Consider the following 17,593-nt stretch of genomic DNA (forward strand, 5'->3'; position numbering starts at 1 on the left):
AAAAGCTGTGATGAATCCTAAGGTACCGCCACATAACATCGAGGCAGAGCAGTCGGTTTTAGGCGCTATTCTCATGGAAGAGTCCAATATTAGCCGGGCTGATGAGTTTTTAACCCCTGATGATTTTTATCGGGGCGCGCATCGTGAAATTTATAAAAGTATGCTGGATCTTCACAATGAGCGCAAGCCCATTGACATGGTCACCCTGATGGATGCGCTGAGAAATCGGGGTGTGCTTGACACCATCGGGGGGATTGGCTATCTCAGTGAACTCATTGAGATGGTGCCAATTCATCGAAACTACCTTGAATATTGTCAAATCGTCCATGAAAAATCAGTGATTCGCAGCCTCATTCACACCGCAACCCATATTCTGGAAGAAAGCTACGGTCAGTACGACAAGGTTGGGGATGTCATTGAACGGGCTGAACAGGAAATCTTTAAAGTGTCACAGGGACGGCGGACCGGGGATTTCCAGAGCATTCAGGAAACCCTGGGCACTACTCTTTCACAAATCGAAGCCATTGAAAGCAATAAGGGCAAACTCACTGGCATTGAAACCGGATTTGCGGAGCTAAACACCATTACATCAGGACTCCAGGCCTCGGACCTTATTATTGTTGCGGCCAGGCCATCCATGGGTAAAACCGCATTTGCCCTGAATATTGCCCAGAATGCCGCCATCAAGGACAACCGTTCGGTGGCCATTTTCAGTCTGGAAATGGCGAAGGAACAGCTGGTCCAGCGAATGTTGTGTGCGACATCCCTGGTCGACAGTAATAACGTCCGCACCGGGAACCTGAGCAAAGAAGATTGGGAACGAATTGTGGTGGGATACAACACCCTTTACGGGGCCAATATTTTTATTGATGATACCGCTGGGATAACCATTTCTGAAGTGCGGTCCAAGTGTCGGCGCTTAAAAACCGAGAAGGCCCTGGATCTCATTGTGATTGACTACCTCCAGCTTATGGGCGGCGGCGGAAAATCCGAAAACCGTCAAAACGAAATTTCAGAAATGTCCCGTGGGCTCAAAGCCCTGGCCCGAGAAATGCAGGCTCCGGTCATCGCCTTATCCCAGCTCAGTCGGGCCCCGGATGCCCGGGCTGACCATCATCCGGTGATGTCGGATTTACGTGAATCCGGATCCATCGAGCAGGATGCGGATGTGGTGATGTTATTATTTCGGGAATTTTACTATGATAAAAACCCGGAACTAAAAAATATCGCCGAGGTAAATATTGCCAAACAGCGTAATGGTCCCACCGGCACCATCAAGCTGGCCTGGATTCCGGAATATACGAAATTCAATGATCTGGCGGTAGGCTTCGGTGACGATGACTACGGTTCGGGTTCTTATAATTAAAGGAAGTAAAAAATGAAATATGACGTTATTATAATCGGAGCAGGACCGGGCGGTATTTTTACTGCCATGGAACTGGCTAAAAATGATAAAGACTTAAAAATACTGATGCTGGAAAAAGGGAATTCCATTGAAAAACGGATTTGTCCCAAACGAAAAACCGGGGTATGTGTGGGGTGTAAACCCTGCAATATTACCACCGGTTTTGCCGGCGCCGGGGCTTATTCCGATGGAAAACTGTCGCTGTCACCAGATGTCGGCGGGGAGCTTCCGGAATACATTGGTTATCAGGCAACCGTTGATTTAATCAAATATACCGATGATATTTATCTTCATTTCGGTGCGGATCAGCGGGTCCACGGACTGGATCATCCTGAAAAAATAAGGGATATCCGCACCAAAGCCATTCAGAGCAATTTAAAACTCATCGAGTGCCCCATCCGCCATATGGGCACCGAGGTGGGCTACACCATTTATCAACGGATCCAGAATCATTTACTCAACGATCTGGGAATTGAGATTAAATTCAGAACCCCGGTGCAGAGTTTAATTGTTGAAAACAATGAGGTTACCGGTGTCATTGCCAAAGGCGAGACCTATCTGGCGGACAAGGTCGTTGCTGCTGTGGGTCGGGATGGTTCCGAATGGTTTAAAGCCATGTGTGACGATTATAAGGTGAAAACCATGGTCGGAAAAGTTGATATCGGCATTCGTCTGGAAACGCGCAACGAGGTGATGCAGGAAATCAATGATGCTCTTTATGAAGGCAAACTGGTGTATTACACGCCAACCTTTGATGACAGCGTCCGGACTTTCTGTTCCAATCCCGGCGGGGTTGTTTCCACCGAAAATTATGACAATGATTTAGCCGTTGTCAATGGCCACAGCTATAAATCGGAAAATTTAAAAACCGACAATACCAACTTTGCTTTATTGGTTTCTAAGAGTTTTACCGAACCTTTTAAGGAAGCCATTGCTTACGGGAAACACATTGCCGGTCTGGGAAATATGCTGACCGGGAATAAAATCATGGTTCAGCGCTATGGTGATTTTCTTCGGGGCCGACGGACCACCGCCGAGCGCCTGATGCGAAATAATATCCGGCCGACTTTAATGGATGCGGTTCCCGGAGATCTGTGCCTGGTATTGCCCTATCGGATTATGAAGGATATTGATGAAATGATTCAAGCCCTGAATCATGTGTCACCAGGCCTTGCCAGCGATGAAACGTTGCTTTATGGCGTGGAAGTGAAATTTTATTCAAACAAGGTTGAAGTCGATAAAAACTTCCAATCCAGTGTGAAAAATCTCTATGTTCTGGGGGATGGTGCCGGAGTAACCCGGGGCCTGATGCAGGCTTCGGCCAATGGGGTTTTTGTTGCCAGAAACCTCTATAACGACTAAGATGTCAGGAAAACTCTATATAGTCGGCACGCCCATTGGCAATCTGGATGATATGAGCATTCGCGCATTGAGAATCCTTAAAGAAGTGGATCTCATTGCCGCTGAAGATACCAGGCACTCCATCAAGCTGCTCAATCACTTTGAAATTCACAAAAAAATGGTGGCATACCACCAACACAATGAACAACATTCCAGCGAAGGTCTCATTGAGCTGCTGAAACAGGGACAGAACATTGCCCTGATTTCTGATGCGGGCATGCCCCTGATTTCCGATCCGGGATCGGTGCTGGTGAAAAACTGTGTCGCCCAGGACATCGCCATGGAGGTGGTGCCCGGACCCAACGCCGGGCTTTGCGGGTTGGTGCTTTCGGGTTTGGATACCCGGCAGTTCCTTTTTCTAGGCTTTCTGGGAAAAGAGAATAAAGCCATTAACGAAGGATTGAAGCGGATAAAAGAATCCGAGGTAACCGCGGTTCTATATGAATCGCCGCACCGTTTAACCAAAACCATTGATATTTTGATAAATAATGATTTAGGCCATCGCCAGATGAGCATTTCCCGGGAAATCACCAAACGTTTTGAGGAAAGCAAATACGGCACCATAAAGGACCACCAGGACTATTATAGCGAACATACCCCCAGAGGGGAGTATGTGCTCTGTATTGAAGGAAGAACCCCGGAAGAAGGGACCCCGGGGCAAAATCTGGATCTCAATGCCATGAGCCTGGAAGAGCACTTGGCAGTCTACATCACCGATGGGATGCCTGAAAAAGATGCCATGAAACAGGTGTCCAAGGATCGCGGCTTATCCAAACGAGATGTTTATAACGCCATAAAGCGATAAAATATTTGTGTTTTTTTTGCAATTAGCTAAGAAAACATAAAAAAGGAGAAATTATGTCAGACAAAACATTTTATATCACAACCCCGATTTATTATCCCAGTGGGAGTCTCCACATCGGACATACCTATACTACGGTGGCCGCGGATACCATTACCCGGTTTAAAAAGCTCAAAGGTTATGATACTTACTTTTTAACCGGAACTGACGAACATGGGCAGAAGATTCAAAAGGTCGCAGAAGAAGCCGGTGTGGCACCACAGGTCTATGTGGATGGCATTGTGGAAGGTATTAAAACCCTGTGGGATACCATGAACATCGATTACGATCAGTTTATCCGGACAACGGATCCAGAACATGAAAAAACCATTCAGCGCATTTTTAAGAAGCTTCACGACCAGGGGGATATTTACAAATCCAACTATGAAGGCTGGTATTGCACCCCCTGTGAATCCTTCTGGACCGAAGGCCAGCTGGTCGATGGGAATTGCCCGGATTGTGGACGACCTGTGGAAAAAGCCTCGGAAGAAGCCTACTTTTTCAGAATGTCAAAATATGCGGATCGACTGCTATCATACATTGAGGAAAATCCTGATTTCATCCAGCCGGAATCCCGAAAAAATGAAATGATCAACAATTTCATTAAGCCGGGACTCCAGGATCTCTGTGTGTCCCGCACCTCATTTACCTGGGGAGTGCCGGTGGATTTTGATCCCGGGCACGTGGTTTATGTGTGGATTGATGCCCTTCCCAACTATATTTCGGCCCTGGGCTATCTCAATGACAAACCGAACCTGATGGATAAATACTGGCCGGCGGATGTGCATCTGGTGGGAAAAGATATCATCCGCTTCCATACCATTTACTGGCCGATTATTCTGATGGCCCTGGAATTACCGCTGCCTAAAAAGGTCTACGGCCATGGCTGGATTCTGCTAAAAGGCGGAAAAATGTCGAAATCTGTGGGTAACGTTGTGGATCCTGTGGTATTAGTCGATAAATATGGCGTTGATGCCCTGCGTTACCATGTGCTTCGGGAAATGAATTATGGCTCCGACGGAGTTTACAACGAAGACCTGTTGGTCAGTCACATTAATTCGGATCTGGCCAACGATTTAGGGAATTTATTAAGCCGCACCCTGGCCATGACCGTAAAATACTTTGACGGGGTCATTCCCAAAGAACGGGAAGTCGGGGAATTTGATGATGAGATCATCGCATTAGCCGAGAAAACACCGGGTATCGTCAGTGAATATATGGATAAGCTTGATTTCAGCCGGGCCCTGGAAGAAGTCTGGAAACTCATATCCCGGTCAAATAAGTACATTGACGAAACACAGCCCTGGGTTTTGGGGAAAGATCCGTCAAAGCAGCCAAGACTGGCCCAGGTGATGTACAACCTCACCGAATGTCTAAGAATCGTGACGGTGCTGATTTCAGCCGCCATGCCGGAAACAGCGAAAAAGGTGGCAAACCAGTTAAACTGTCCTCCCGATCAGCTGACATGGGAAAGTATCCAGGCCTTTGGCGGTTATCCAGAAGGGATTAAAGTGGAACGCGGGGCGGTGTTGTTCCCCCGAATTGAGTTGGAGAAAAAAGAAGCGGCGCCTCAAAAAGTGACGAAACAGGACGCTAAAAAAGAAATACCGACAAAGGACGAACAGGCAGAACTCCCGGAAGGCCTGATCACCATCGATGACTTTGCCAAGGTAGAACTTCGTGTGGCCGAAATTGTGGCCTGTGAAGCCCATCCGGATGCGGACCGTTTATTGGTGCTCCAATTAATGGTGGGACAGGAAAAACGCCAGGTGGTGTCAGGAATTGCGAAATATTATAAACCTGAAGAACTGGTTGGAAAAACCGTGATTTTAGTGGCAAACCTAAAGCCTGTAAATCTCCGGGGGTTGGAATCCAATGGCATGATCTTAGCCGCAACCAAGGGTAAAAAGCTTTCATTGGTCACCGTGGACGGGATTCCCTCAGGAGGAAAAGTCTCCTAGCAAAACCAGTAATAAAAAGATATAAAAAAGCCTGGCAAACCAAAGTCAATTTGACTTGTGGTTTGCCAGGCTTTTATGAATGGTTTTTGGGTTGAAATTTATAGACTTTTCATGGTGTCGAGATAGTCCTTTTTATCCTGAACTCCCACAAAACGCTTGACCGCTTCACCATCTTTAAAGAAAACAACGGTTGGGATGCTCATCACTCGAAATTCCTGGGCAAGAACCTGGTTTTCATCCACATTTACTTTACAGACTTTCATGCCGTCGCCCAGTTCAAGGGCAATTTCGTCCACAATGGGCGCAAGGCTTTTACAGGGACCGCACCATTCTGCCCAAAAATCCAACATAACAGACCCTTTAAAGGATAAGACTTCGGTATTAAAATTTTCCATGTTGATAGTAACTATTTTTTCATTTGCCATTTGCATTTCTCCTCTTTTATAAAGTGTTCAACCATTATATAGCAAGATTAAGAAAGATAAAAGATAAATTTCTATAATTAAGAAAGGGCTTTGTGTTAGAATAGAAGCATGAAGAAAAGTATTTTAAAAAAACAATTAGATGGTCTGAATAATCAGAATCACAGTCGCTTTCACATGCCGGGACATAAGGGTCGTGGAGAAGACTTTAATATTTTCAATTATGATATTACGGAAATACCAGGGGCGGATAACCTTCACGATGCCCAGGGAATCATTGCTCAGGTACAGCAGAAATTAGCTGCGATCTATGGCAGTGACGAGGCGGCCATGCTGGTGAATGGCACCACCACAGGTATTCACAGCGCCATTCTGGGGGCCTGCTGTCCGGGAGATAAACTCATTATTCCGACCAACTGTCATCGCTCTGTTTTTGGAGCTCTGGCCCTGGGACGTATCGAAGGAGTGTTTATAACCCCGGAATTTGACAAGCTCATGGGTTTCGCCAGGGAAATAACCCTGGCCAGTGTTAAGGAAGCCATTATAAGATATCCCGACAGTATCGGAATGGTTTTAACCAATCCCACCTATTACGGCACCACCAGTGATGTGAAAGCCATTGCCGGTTTTCTGCATCGGCAGAGAAAATTTCTGATTGTGGATGAAGCTCATGGCGCACATCTTCATTTTAACGATGCGCTGCCTCTTGATGCTATGGCCGCCGGAGCTGATATCAGCATCCAAAGCACCCATAAAATTTTGGGATCGCTGACCCAGAGTTCATTGATTCATTTCCAGGGAAGCCGAATCAATCGCCAACGGGTAAAGTCCTTTCTGGCTCTGCTGCAAAGTTCATCACCCAGTTATCCCCTGATGATTTCCGTGGAAGAAGCGGTGGATAGCGCTTATGAAAAAGGTTCCGGGGTATTTAAGATGATAATAGATGCGCATCAGAATTTCTGTGACAAGCAGGGATCCAATGTGCCAATAACCCTTTATGCGGATGATGCGTCAAGCACCGGTTATGATCGGAGCAAATGGCTGTTTCATACCCAGGGGATTGCCGGAGACCAGGTGGAGGAACTGCTTTCAAAAACCCATGGGATCCAATGTGAGATGTCCGGTAATAATCATGTCCTGGCCATGACCGGGATGGGAACCACCGCAGCCGATATTAACGCCTTAATCCTGGGGATTGCGGATTTGAATAAAAAAATAATGTCGGATGGATTTTCCGGTAAAGCTACTGTTCAAGATAAGCACCGAACAGAAACTGTTTTATTTAAAGATTCGATTAAAACAGAAATGCCGCTGTGGCAGGCCCTTTACAGCAATGAAAAAGAAAGTATACCGCTGGCAGAAGCAGTGAATCGTCTGGCCGGGGATTTTATTATACCCTATCCCCCGGGAATTCCGGTACTGCTGCCGGGAAGCAGGATCAGCCAGAAAATCATTGATGGTTTAAATCAGCTTATTGATAATAGTGTGGCAGTGGTTGGCATCCATGAAAACAGGGAATTGCTGTTACTTAAGGAAGAAGGAGCTAGGAATGAAGCATAAAGGAAAACTCATTGTCATCGAAGGCGTCGATGGCTGCGGCAAAGAAACACAAACCAAACGCCTTTATGAGCGATTCAGGGAAGCCGGCCAAAAGGTCATGACGATCTCCTATCCCCGGTATGATAAAGAATCCTCGGCAATGGTAAAATTATACCTCAGCGGTGCCTTTGGGGAGAACCCCGAAGATGTAAGCCCTTATATTGCCTCAACTTTTTATACCGCCGATCGTTATGCTTCATATAAAGAAGATTACGAGGTATTCTTGAATAATGGCGGAATCGTCTTAATGGACCGCTATACCACTTCTAATATGGTTCATCAGGCGGGAAAAATAAGGGATTCCCACGCGCGCAAACAATTTTTGGCGTGGCTTTGGGACTATGAATTTAAGCTCTTTGGTTTACCGATACCAGATCAGGTTTTCTTTTTAAACATTCCCCCGGCGGTCAATCAGAAGCTGATCGAGAACCGCAAAAATAAAATGACCGGAAATGCTGAAAAGGATATTCATGAAAAAAGCCCGGAACATTTAAACGATGCCTATATGAGTGCTTTGGCACTGGTTGATGAATACGCCTGGATTGAGATTCGCTGCATTAGTAAAGGGGAGCTCAGGAGCATTGAAGATATACATGAAGAAATTTGGAATTATTTAAACATCAAGGAGGATAATACCGATGCTTGAAGATCAATATACATATTTAACAATGGCGAACTCGGATATCGATATGGTATTGTTGAAAAATTATTTAAGTGCTAACGGCATTCCGGTGATTACCCGGGAAAAAGGCTTTGGCGGTCCCATTCGCAGTATTTTTATGGGGAATTTCACACCTGCCCATATCGAAGTGTTTGTAAAAGAAAGTGACTATGACGAGGCCGTTAGACTTCTGGATTATGAGGAATTCAGCGCTGAACTGGATGAAGAATTATGGATGGAAGAAGAAAAAGAAAAAAAATCCCATTAAATAAAGGGACTTCATGAAAGGGAAGAGGAATGCTTGAAAAAATCAAAGGACATCACACCATTACCGAACACCTGAAAAAAGAAATCTTATCAGGTGGAGTAAGTCACGCCTATTTGTTCACAGGCATTAATGGGGTCGGAAAAAAGAAAACCGCTTTAGAGTTTGCCAAGAGCCTACTTTGTACGGCGACTGAAAATAAACCCTGTGGGCGGTGTTCGGTGTGCAGCCAAATTGATCATGGCAACCATCCCGATGTTCAGGTGATTACTCCCAAAGAAGGCGAAACAACCATAAAGATTACCCAGGTCAGGGAAATGGTCGGGAAGCTGTCAATTAAGCCCTATACCGGAGATCTGCGGATGATCATTATCGATGATGCTGATTGCATGACACCGGAAGCTCAAAACAGTCTACTTAAATCCCTTGAGGAACCGTTAAGCTACAATTTGTTTGTGCTGTTGACGACCCATCCGCAATCCATTCTGACCACGATTCGTTCCCGCTGTCAGAGCTATTATTTTCATCCGCTGAACAATGAGGTTGTGGCAGCGATTCTTAAAGCAGAAACAGAATATGACAGCGCGGCCATTAATGGGGTGCTGCATCAATCCGGCGGTTCCCCGGGAATGGGCCTTTACCTTTTGGCGAACAGTGACATTCAAAATGAACGAAAACTTTTTTTAAGAGATGTTTACCATCTTTTAAAAGGCGATGAACTTAAGGTCTTTGCACTGGCGGAAAGCTTATCAAAAGATAAGGCCCTGAGTGAAGAGCGGCTGGGTTTTTTAATTCAATGGTTTTATGAGGTGGGATTGCTGCTGCAAAGTTTTGAGCTGGCTGAGGGACAACAGCCGGATGAAGCCCATATCGCCTACCTGAAAATACTGAATAATGAAAAGAATGAAGCTATCTTGAAAACTTTGTTTGAAATGATGGCAATTCTACAATATAATGTTAACTTAAGACTGCAATGGGAAATGACTTTCATTAAAATAATGGAAATTCAGAAAGGATACAACTAATGGAAAAATCAGTCGTCGGTGTACGATTTAAAAAAGTTGGAAAAATATATTACTTCGATCCACTGGAATTTGAATTGAATCAATTTGATCCGGTAATCGTTGAAACAGTCCGCGGGATTGAATATGGCGAGATTGCTCTGGCAAAACGCTTAGTGGGCGAAGAGGAGATTGTTGCACCGGTAAAGCCGGTGATCCGCAAGGCAACTGAAAAGGATACCAAAGATTTCGAAAAATTAAAAGCGAAGGAAGCCGAAGCGAAGGATATTTTCATAGCCAAGGCAAAAAAGCATAAGCTTGAAATGAAGCTTATTGATGTGGAATATACCTTTGATCATAAAAAGGCGATTTTTTATTTTACCGCTGATGGTCGGGTTGACTTTCGCGAGCTGGTAAAAGATTTGGCATCAATCTTTAAAGTTCGTATTGAACTAAGACAAATCGGGGTCCGGGATGAGGCAAAACTCTTTAAAGGCCTGGGCGTCTGCGGACGAACCACTTGCTGTGCACAATGGCTTGGTGAATTTACACCGGTATCCATTAAAATGGCCAAAGAACAAAACCTTTCCTTAAATTCGACTAAGATTTCAGGGATCTGCGGGCGGCTTTTATGTTGTCTGACCTATGAACAGGAGTTTTATGAAGATGTTTCAAAAAAGCTACCCAGGGTGGGACAACGGGTTATTACCGCAGACGGCGAAGGTGAGGTATTTAAGCTCAGCATTCTCGAAGAAACCGTTTTCGTTAAAATTCAGGTTAGTAAAGATGAAACCGAGGTTAAAAAGTATAAATTAGAGGAAATTGAAGTAAAAAAGTTTGAAAAAACAAAAAAAGACAAATAATCATCTTGATTTCGAGACAAAAAAGGTTATAATAAGAATGTTCTTAATGATAAAAGGAGGGTTTTCAATGGCTTATAAAATTACAGATGAATGTATTGCTTGTGGTTCTTGCATGGACGTATGTCCAGTAGAAGCAATTTCCGAAGGCGATATCTACGTTATTGACGCAGCTAAATGTACTGATTGTGGCACTTGTGCAGAACAATGTCCAGTAGAAGCAATTGTTGAATAATTAGCAGCAAACAAAAAAAGACACCTTTTGGATTACGCTAAAAGGTGTCTTTGTCTTTTATCCCATAACACTATTTTTACTGTCTCAGAACCTGATAAAATGCTTGTAAGTGGGGCGCATCATACCCCAGACCTAAAATAAAAAGAATGGATATTTTTTATATCCACAGGAGGAAGAAAATGCAAAAATATGTATGTGATGTTTGTGGTTATGTGTATGATCCAGAAGTTGGGGATCCAGACAACGGCGTAGCACCAGGAACTTCTTTTGAAGATATCCCAGAAGATTGGGTTTGTCCTTTATGTGGGGTTTCTAAAGAAGACTTCTCACCTGAAGACTGACAATCAGTAAAAAGAGTTGAAAAAAAGAGCCGAGGCTCTTTTTTTTATGGATTTATTGGGTTATAATAAAGATCAATCTTAAATACTGGAGGCACTATGGCAGTAAAAGCGCGAGAAACCCTGGAAGCCAAACAATTAAACTTGGTGGCAATGGTGATTCTGTTTGCGGTGATCATCGGGTACACTTTTCTATACAACCAGGTGATGAATGCAATGGATAATTACCAACTGAAAACAATGATCGGTGTTGTGGCATTGATGGTGATGATCGTAGCCTTTTTATTGTCACTTCGCTTCATTACCACCACCTACGAAATGACCTTGACCCATGATCGGTTAAAAATTATTCGGAAAATATTTTTCTGGAAAAAGGAAGTCGCCGATATTGGTATGAATGAGATTAATGAGCTGATTTTGTTGAGGGATTCAAAAAAAGTTGAGGGCACCACACGGAATTTCACATTGGGAAATATTGAAGGAAAGCGAAAATATGCACTTCACTTTATGCGACAGGGAAAAATTTGCTGTGCAAAAGTCCAATTTTCAGGAAAATTCTATGATTCTTTAAAAAAACAGGTCAAAATAGAATAGCTTAAGGGAAGCTTAAGGATGATAGGGTATTATTTAGTCATAACAAGTTACCCTCTTTCAAAGTTTTTAGAAAAAACCAAGTGCTTTCACACGGCCTTGGTTTTTTTCTTTTTTGTAGTTTGGATAGATGGGAATAAAAAACTTAAAAAGCTAAAAACCATAAGTTGAAAATAGAGACTGTTTTTTTCTCATTAATCGGGTATAATAAGAATATTATAAAAGGAAAGGGTGTTTACTATGGAAATTGTTGCTATTATGGGAAGCCATCGCAATGGACATAATACGGAAAAGGCACTAGACTTTTTTTTAAGTCAGATCAAAGGCAAGCATGAAGTTAATATCTTTAATGTAAATAAAGTACGAGTTGAACCATGTAAAGCTTGTGATTATTGCATACCTCATCAGGGTGAGTGTGTCATTAAAGATGATGCAATGACAGAGATTTATAAAAAGTTTGAAACCTGTGATTTGTTAATTATTGCAAGTCCGGTATATTTCAGTGCCCTTCCGTCAAAGATCAAAGCGATCATCGATCGAACACAAATGCTTTATAATTTAAAAGATAAATCAATTATTAAACCTAAAAAACTAGTGGTTATCGCCCTAGGCGGTGCACCACATTACCCTCGTCAGTTCCAGGCCATTGATAATACCCTGGAATGGTATAAAAAAACCCTGAGCTGTGATGAAATTGGCTTTGTTGGGTTTTCTCACACGGATGATGTTGGGACTATGAAAAATAAAAAATCATTGGAAGCATTGGAAGCTCTTGGGGACAAAGTAAATACAATTGCGAACAAAATGGAAAAATAAAAGGAGGAAATAAAATGGCTAAAATCATTAATGAAAATGAATTCAAAGAACTTGTTATACAAAGCAAGGGCGTTGTACTGGTGGATTTTTTTGCGACATGGTGTGGTCCCTGTAAAGCATTGACTCCAATTTTAGAGGAAGTCGCTACTGAAACAAAGGGAAAAGCAGAAATTTTAAAACTTGATATTGATCAAAATCAAAGCTTGGCCAGAGAATATAAGGTTATGAGTGTTCCAACCATGAAAATATTTAAAAATGGAGAGCCTGTCGAAACCATTGTGGGTCTTCAAACAAAGAGTGTCTTAGTGGAAAAATTAAACTATTACGCAGGCTAAGTCAGTTTATTAGAAAAGACCACTTCAATGAAATGATCTCCGATTGTCGATAAACTACCGTACCGACCAATTATTAATCAGTTGTATGCTTCAATTCGTACAGTCTAAGGACTGTTCGCCTTGATGCACACAACACGATGTAATAAATTGTCGGTACTGCTTTATGTGTTTGGCAACAGTCTCAGACCACTTCAACGAAGCGGTCTTTTTTTATGGATTCAATTATTAAAACTTAAATAAAATAAGGAGATCGTTTTCATTTTAGACAAAGTGATGAATATGTAAAAATTCCCGACATTTAAAGACAATCGTTTAATTACAATAGGTTAACTCAGTGCTATACTCCATAAAGCAAAAGAATGGAGCGAACGAATGAATAAAAAAATTATAAACAAAGCTAATATTGTCAAAATTGTTGTTATTATCGGGGTTATTATTATTCCCTTGATGTATAGCTTTTTCTATCTCAGTGCATTTTGGGATCCGTATTCGAGGCTGGATAATTTACCGGTTGCGGTAGTTAATAATGATACGGGAGCGGTCATCAATAATCAGGAAAGAAATCTGGGAAATGAATTTCTGGAAGAATTAACAAAGGATGGTACCTTTAAGTATAGTGTGACCAATGAGGAAGATGCGATCACCGGTACTGAAGCTTCCGATTACTATGCCATGATTATGATTCCCGATAATTTTTCAACAGATATTGCTTCGGCGGCGGATCTTAAAAAACAAACCGCAACCATTGTCTTTTCGCCAAATGAAAAGCGGAATTATCTTGCCAGTCAGATTTTAGGCAGGGCAGAGATCGAAATGGAAACCAGCCTGCGAGAAAGTATTTCAGGTGAAATTGTCCAAAACCTAACGAATCAAGTGGCAGAAGTCCCCGGTCAATTGGGAACCTTGAATGATGGTTTAACAACCCTTTCGGGGGGATCTTCTGCGTTGGTGTCAGGGTCGCAGCAGCTGGCATCCGGAACCCAGTCTCTGGAATCAGGGACCCAGGCATTGGCATCCGGATCACAGACTCTTAAATCAGGGACTTCTGAATTTGCTTCAAAGTTTTCAGAGTTTAATACCGGAATTAATACTCTGAAAAGCGGATCAGATCAGGTTAGCAATGGTGCCCAGGCATTATCTGGGGGAACAACCCAATTAAATGAAGGCATACAAACATACACCGCTGGGGTAGACGAACTGATTGGCAATGTTAATCAAACCTCTGCCTTTATTGCGTCCTTTGTTCAGGCTCATCCAGAGCTCATGAATGATCCCCAATTTGCCGGTTTTATCCAAAATATGTCCTCTAGCGATAACGCAAATGGTATTCTTCAACTGGAAAATGCCGGAACTCAGTTGAGCAGTGCATCAGAGACGATAGCTACAGGTGCGGCAATCCTTGCCGATGGAACCGATACCCTTAATAACGGAATTGCAACAGTGAGTGGTGCAGCCAGTCAATTAGATACAGCCGCCGACAGTATCTCAACCGGGGCTTCTACATTGGCAAATGGGGTGACAACCCTGGCGGATGGTGCCACGACCCTGGCGGATGGTGCCACAACCCTGGCAGACGGGCAGAAACAACTCAATGGAGGAATTGACACGGCTCAGGATGGCGTGGCCACAGCGGTTGTCAACGCCAATACCGATGCCGCAAAATTAAACGGGCTCAGTGATTTTGTCAGCGCGCCGGTTACGGTTGAAAGTGAAGTTATCGATCCAATTGCAAATTACGGGACCTATTTTTCACCCTATTTTATGTCGCTTTCACTGTGGGTTGGTGCCCTTATCATATTCTTTGGTATTTATTTTGACCCGGATCAAAAATTCAAAATATTATCTCGAGAAAGTCCCAATAAAACAGCCAGAAGCTTTATCTATTTACTTCTTGGTCTTGCTCAGGCAATCCTTTTGGGAACTATCATCAAATATGTATTAGGTTTAGAGATTGCTCATGTGGGTTTCTATTTTGTATCGGTTTGTTTGGTATCCATGGTATTTCTGGCAATTGTTCAGTTTTGTATTGTTCAAATGGGTGATTTAGGAAAGTTTGTGGCACTGACTTTGCTCATTCTTCAGTTAACTTCCTGTGGCGGAACGTTTCCCATTGAGACGGTACCAAAATTTTTCCAGGTGCTCTATCCATTTATGCCCATGACCTATTCAGTAATCATTTTTAAAGATGCCATTACCGGTGCCATCTCAAGTGATTTTTGGTATAGCTTTATGATTCTTGTCAGCTACCTTCTTGTTTTCTTTAGTGCGACGATCCTTTTGTCGGTCTTTAAAAAGAAAAAAACCGAAAAAGAGGTTTGTCAAATTACCGTTTAATACTCTAAATATAATAAAAAGTAAGTCCTGGGGACAATCGTAACATCAGTTGTCGGCATCATGGCGAACAGGCGTTAGCCTGTGCGAGCATGCAGCCGACAACGATTTACCATTGTCCCCGGGACGGGTTTGTCGACAACCTAAGAACGCTGCTCTATAGCAGGGTTCTTTTTGCGTTATAGGAGGTTACGGTCGTCGAAAATCAGGAAAAACTGGTTTAAGGTGCTTTTCTTGATTTGAGAGGCTTGAAATGATATAATTATTTTCAAAAACATCAAGAGGTGTTGGAGCTTGTCAGAATCATTAATTACGAAAAAAGCCATAGCAAAGGGATTTAAGGATCTTCTTAAAAACAAGAGCTTTGAAAAGATTACAATTAAAGAGATTACCGCCCAATGTGGGCTTAATCGGCAGACTTTTTATTATCATTTTCAGGATAAATATGATCTGATCAACTGGATCGTTTATCAGGAAGCGGTTTTAGTGATCACTAAAGATCTTACCATTGATAATTGGGACCTGAAAGTGCTGGAACTTTTGTCGATTATGAAAAAAGATGCTGATTTTTATCAAACTACATTAAATGATATTGATGGTACAGAATTTCAAAATTATTTATTTTCAGCGACAAAAGAGATTTTCACTGAAATGATTGAACACTTAACACGTCATTCGAAAATGAACCCAGAAATAATTCAGGCGATGAATCCCGCGAAAGAAACATTCACAGCCGAATTTTTATCTTACGGAGTGGTGGGAATGATCATTGGCTGGGCTCAAAATGGGATGAAAATGACCCCGGATGAGATTACAAAGAATATAAAAGAAATTATTAACGGCGTACGGGTGTTTGCGGTTACCCGGTATTTTAAAGAATTATCCAAATTGTAAAAAAGGATTAAAAGAGGTTCAGTTTATTTACTGCACCCTCAATTGATGAATCGATTTACATAAATTTTAAGGAGTCCATAATGAAAAGAGATGAAGTGGTAGAGTTAAACATAGAGGGTGTCATTTTTCCTGGAAAATCATGGGGAATGGCAGATGAAAAGAAGATAATAATGAAGAATGGCATCCCTGGTCAAAAGGTATTGGTTCGGATGAAAAAAAGCCGGAAAAAATATGAAGGTCAAATTTTAAAAGTTCTGGAGAAAGCGCCCAACGAAATTGAAGCACCCTGTGATGTTTTTTCAAAATGCGGAGGCTGTACCTACCAAAATCTAAGCTATGAAGAGCAATTAAAATTAAAGGAAAGCTATGTGCTCACGCTGCTTGAAGAAACCGGCATTCAGGGGTTTGAATACCAAGGCATCGTACCCAGTCCGGAAGTGTTTGGCTATCGCAATAAAATGGAATATTCTTTTGGCAACAACGAAAAAGACGGCCCGCTGATGCTGGGACTCCATGAGCAGGGCAGCTTTTACAATATTGTTAAAACCGACGGATGCCGAATTACCGATGAAGATTTTAATAAAATTCAAAAGGCCGCACTTGAATTTTTTGCTGAGACCGAAGAAAGCTATTTTCACAAACGCAGTCACATCGGTTTTTTAAGGCATCTGGTGGTGCGAAAGGGAAAAAACACCGGCGATATTTTAATCAATCTCGCCACCACTACCCAGGGCAGCTTAAACGAAGCGGGGTTTGTTAAAACCCTGACAGATTTGTCATTGCAAGGTCAGATCAGGGGGATCCTTCATACCCAAAATGATGGGGTTGCAGATGTGGTTAAGGCTGAAACCTTAAAGGTTTTATATGGCGAGGATAAAATTGAAGATAAGATTTTAGGATTGACTTTTGAAATCAGCAGTTTCTCTTTTTTTCAAACCAATACCCTAGGGGCTGAAAAACTCTATGCGGTGATCCGGGATTTTGTGGGCCAAGAACAAAATGAGGTGATCTATGACCTTTATTGCGGCACCGGAACCATTGCTCAGGTGTTGGCCCCGGCGGCCAAAAAAGTCGTAGGTATTGAGCTGGTCCCAGAAGCCGTCACCGCAGCAACGGCTAATGCTCAGAAAAATGGCCTTAGCAACTGTAAGTTCATTGCCGGGGATGTAATGGCAGAGGTGGACAATCTCGCGTACAAGGCCGATGTGATTATTTTAGACCCACCCAGAGAGGGGATTCATCCCAAGGCGATTTTTAAAATCATAAATTTCAAACCAAAAATGTTTGTGTATGTATCCTGTAAAGCCACCTCATTAGCCCGGGATCTGCCATTTTTTGTGGAAGCGGGCTATCGCGTTCAAAAGGTTCAGTGCGTGGATATGTTTCCCCATACCGGGCATGTCGAGACAGTATGTTTGATAACAAGGGTAGATAGCTAAGGGTTGGGAAAGCCTGTAAATAAAGGGTTCGAAGATTTATGAATAGAAAGTCTAAGCCTTGAAATATGATTTATGGCTCCATAGGAATATGTCTTAAAAGGCAGATTGGATATAGCAAAATAAGAATTTGAAAGTAGGTGATGAAAGTGAGCAATGATATAGAAGTTGTACATGATAATCTCCATATAGCGGCGGACG

18 protein-coding genes are annotated in these 17,593 nt (G+C 42.7%); 17 read left to right on the forward strand and 1 reads right to left on the reverse strand.

Annotated features, from left to right (window positions below; all coding sequences use genetic code 11):
- Window positions 1-10 precede the first annotated feature (10 nt).
- From dnaB to metG, 4 genes are read left to right on the forward strand one after another with little or no spacing between them, the layout of a single operon-like run.
- On the forward strand, window positions 11-1,366 hold the full coding sequence (dnaB, locus tag AKG39_RS05310; RefSeq protein WP_050739331.1) for a replicative DNA helicase: 1,356 nt from the start codon (window positions 11-13) through the stop codon (window positions 1,364-1,366).
- A gap of 12 nt (window positions 1,367-1,378) precedes the next feature.
- A complete protein-coding gene (locus tag AKG39_RS05315; protein WP_050739332.1) occupies window positions 1,379-2,767 on the forward strand; it encodes an NAD(P)/FAD-dependent oxidoreductase in 1,389 nt (462 codons plus the stop codon).
- 1 nt (window position 2,768) lies between these two features.
- Window positions 2,769-3,611: a 16S rRNA (cytidine(1402)-2'-O)-methyltransferase gene (rsmI, locus tag AKG39_RS05320; protein WP_050739333.1), complete on the forward strand. Its 843-nt coding sequence runs from the start codon at window positions 2,769-2,771 to the stop codon at window positions 3,609-3,611.
- A 53-nt stretch (window positions 3,612-3,664) separates the two neighbouring features.
- A complete protein-coding gene (gene metG / locus AKG39_RS05325; protein WP_050739334.1) occupies window positions 3,665-5,608 on the forward strand; it encodes a methionine--tRNA ligase in 1,944 nt (647 codons plus the stop codon).
- A 98-nt stretch (window positions 5,609-5,706) separates the two neighbouring features.
- On the opposite strand, the gene trxA (AKG39_RS05330) is transcribed toward metG, so the two are convergent.
- Entirely contained in the window at window positions 5,707-6,033 is a 327-nt protein-coding gene (gene trxA, locus AKG39_RS05330; RefSeq protein WP_050739335.1) for a thioredoxin, read from the reverse strand.
- A gap of 108 nt (window positions 6,034-6,141) precedes the next feature.
- Between trxA (AKG39_RS05330) and AKG39_RS05335 the strand changes: the two genes are divergently transcribed.
- The 13 genes from AKG39_RS05335 to rlmD all read left to right on the forward strand — a co-directional run bounded on the left by AKG39_RS05335 (window position 6,142) and on the right by rlmD (window position 17,395).
- Window positions 6,142-7,590 (forward strand): aminotransferase class I/II-fold pyridoxal phosphate-dependent enzyme, encoded by a 1,449-nt coding sequence (locus AKG39_RS05335; protein WP_050739336.1) that lies wholly within the window; start codon window positions 6,142-6,144, stop codon window positions 7,588-7,590.
- Window positions 7,580-8,275 (forward strand): dTMP kinase, encoded by a 696-nt coding sequence (locus AKG39_RS05340; protein WP_050739337.1) that lies wholly within the window; start codon window positions 7,580-7,582, stop codon window positions 8,273-8,275. Before AKG39_RS05335 ends, AKG39_RS05340 begins: the two co-directional genes overlap by 11 nt.
- Entirely contained in the window at window positions 8,268-8,558 is a 291-nt protein-coding gene (locus tag AKG39_RS05345) for a putative signal transducing protein (protein WP_050739338.1), read from the forward strand. The genes AKG39_RS05340 and AKG39_RS05345 overlap by 8 nt, the downstream gene beginning before the upstream one ends.
- Before the next feature lie 29 nt (window positions 8,559-8,587).
- Entirely contained in the window at window positions 8,588-9,580 is a 993-nt protein-coding gene (gene holB, locus AKG39_RS05350; protein WP_050739339.1) for a DNA polymerase III subunit delta', read from the forward strand.
- Window positions 9,580-10,419: a PSP1 domain-containing protein gene (locus AKG39_RS05355; protein ID WP_050739340.1), complete on the forward strand. Its 840-nt coding sequence runs from the start codon at window positions 9,580-9,582 to the stop codon at window positions 10,417-10,419. The genes holB and AKG39_RS05355 overlap by 1 nt, the downstream gene beginning before the upstream one ends.
- Window positions 10,420-10,486: 67 nt before the next feature.
- Window positions 10,487-10,651: a DUF362 domain-containing protein gene (locus AKG39_RS19285; protein ID WP_083439425.1), complete on the forward strand. Its 165-nt coding sequence runs from the start codon at window positions 10,487-10,489 to the stop codon at window positions 10,649-10,651.
- Between the two features lie 179 nt (window positions 10,652-10,830).
- Window positions 10,831-10,992 carry a rubredoxin gene (gene rd, locus AKG39_RS19290; protein WP_083439426.1) on the forward strand — a complete coding sequence of 54 codons (162 nt, stop codon included), beginning with the start codon at window positions 10,831-10,833 and terminating at the stop codon, window positions 10,990-10,992.
- 96 nt (window positions 10,993-11,088) lie between these two features.
- Entirely contained in the window at window positions 11,089-11,583 is a 495-nt protein-coding gene (locus tag AKG39_RS05360; protein ID WP_050739341.1) for a hypothetical protein, read from the forward strand.
- 237 nt (window positions 11,584-11,820) lie between these two features.
- Complete coding sequence (locus AKG39_RS05365; RefSeq protein ID WP_050739342.1) at window positions 11,821-12,396, forward strand: flavodoxin family protein; 576 nt, start codon at window positions 11,821-11,823, stop codon at window positions 12,394-12,396.
- 14 nt (window positions 12,397-12,410) lie between these two features.
- On the forward strand, window positions 12,411-12,731 hold the full coding sequence (trxA, locus tag AKG39_RS05370) for a thioredoxin (protein ID WP_050739343.1): 321 nt from the start codon (window positions 12,411-12,413) through the stop codon (window positions 12,729-12,731).
- 372 nt (window positions 12,732-13,103) lie between these two features.
- Complete coding sequence (locus AKG39_RS05375) at window positions 13,104-15,065, forward strand: YhgE/Pip domain-containing protein (RefSeq protein ID WP_050739344.1); 1,962 nt, start codon at window positions 13,104-13,106, stop codon at window positions 15,063-15,065.
- A 291-nt stretch (window positions 15,066-15,356) separates the two neighbouring features.
- Window positions 15,357-15,956 (forward strand): TetR/AcrR family transcriptional regulator C-terminal domain-containing protein, encoded by a 600-nt coding sequence (locus AKG39_RS05380; RefSeq protein WP_050739345.1) that lies wholly within the window; start codon window positions 15,357-15,359, stop codon window positions 15,954-15,956.
- An 80-nt stretch (window positions 15,957-16,036) separates the two neighbouring features.
- A complete protein-coding gene (gene rlmD / locus AKG39_RS05385; protein WP_050739346.1) occupies window positions 16,037-17,395 on the forward strand; it encodes a 23S rRNA (uracil(1939)-C(5))-methyltransferase RlmD in 1,359 nt (452 codons plus the stop codon).
- The last annotated feature ends 198 nt before the right edge of the window (window positions 17,396-17,593 follow it).

The sequence above is a fragment of the Acetobacterium bakii genome, assembly GCF_001263355.1.
In the GTDB taxonomy this organism is placed as follows: Bacteria; Bacillota; Clostridia; order Eubacteriales; family Eubacteriaceae; genus Acetobacterium; species Acetobacterium bakii.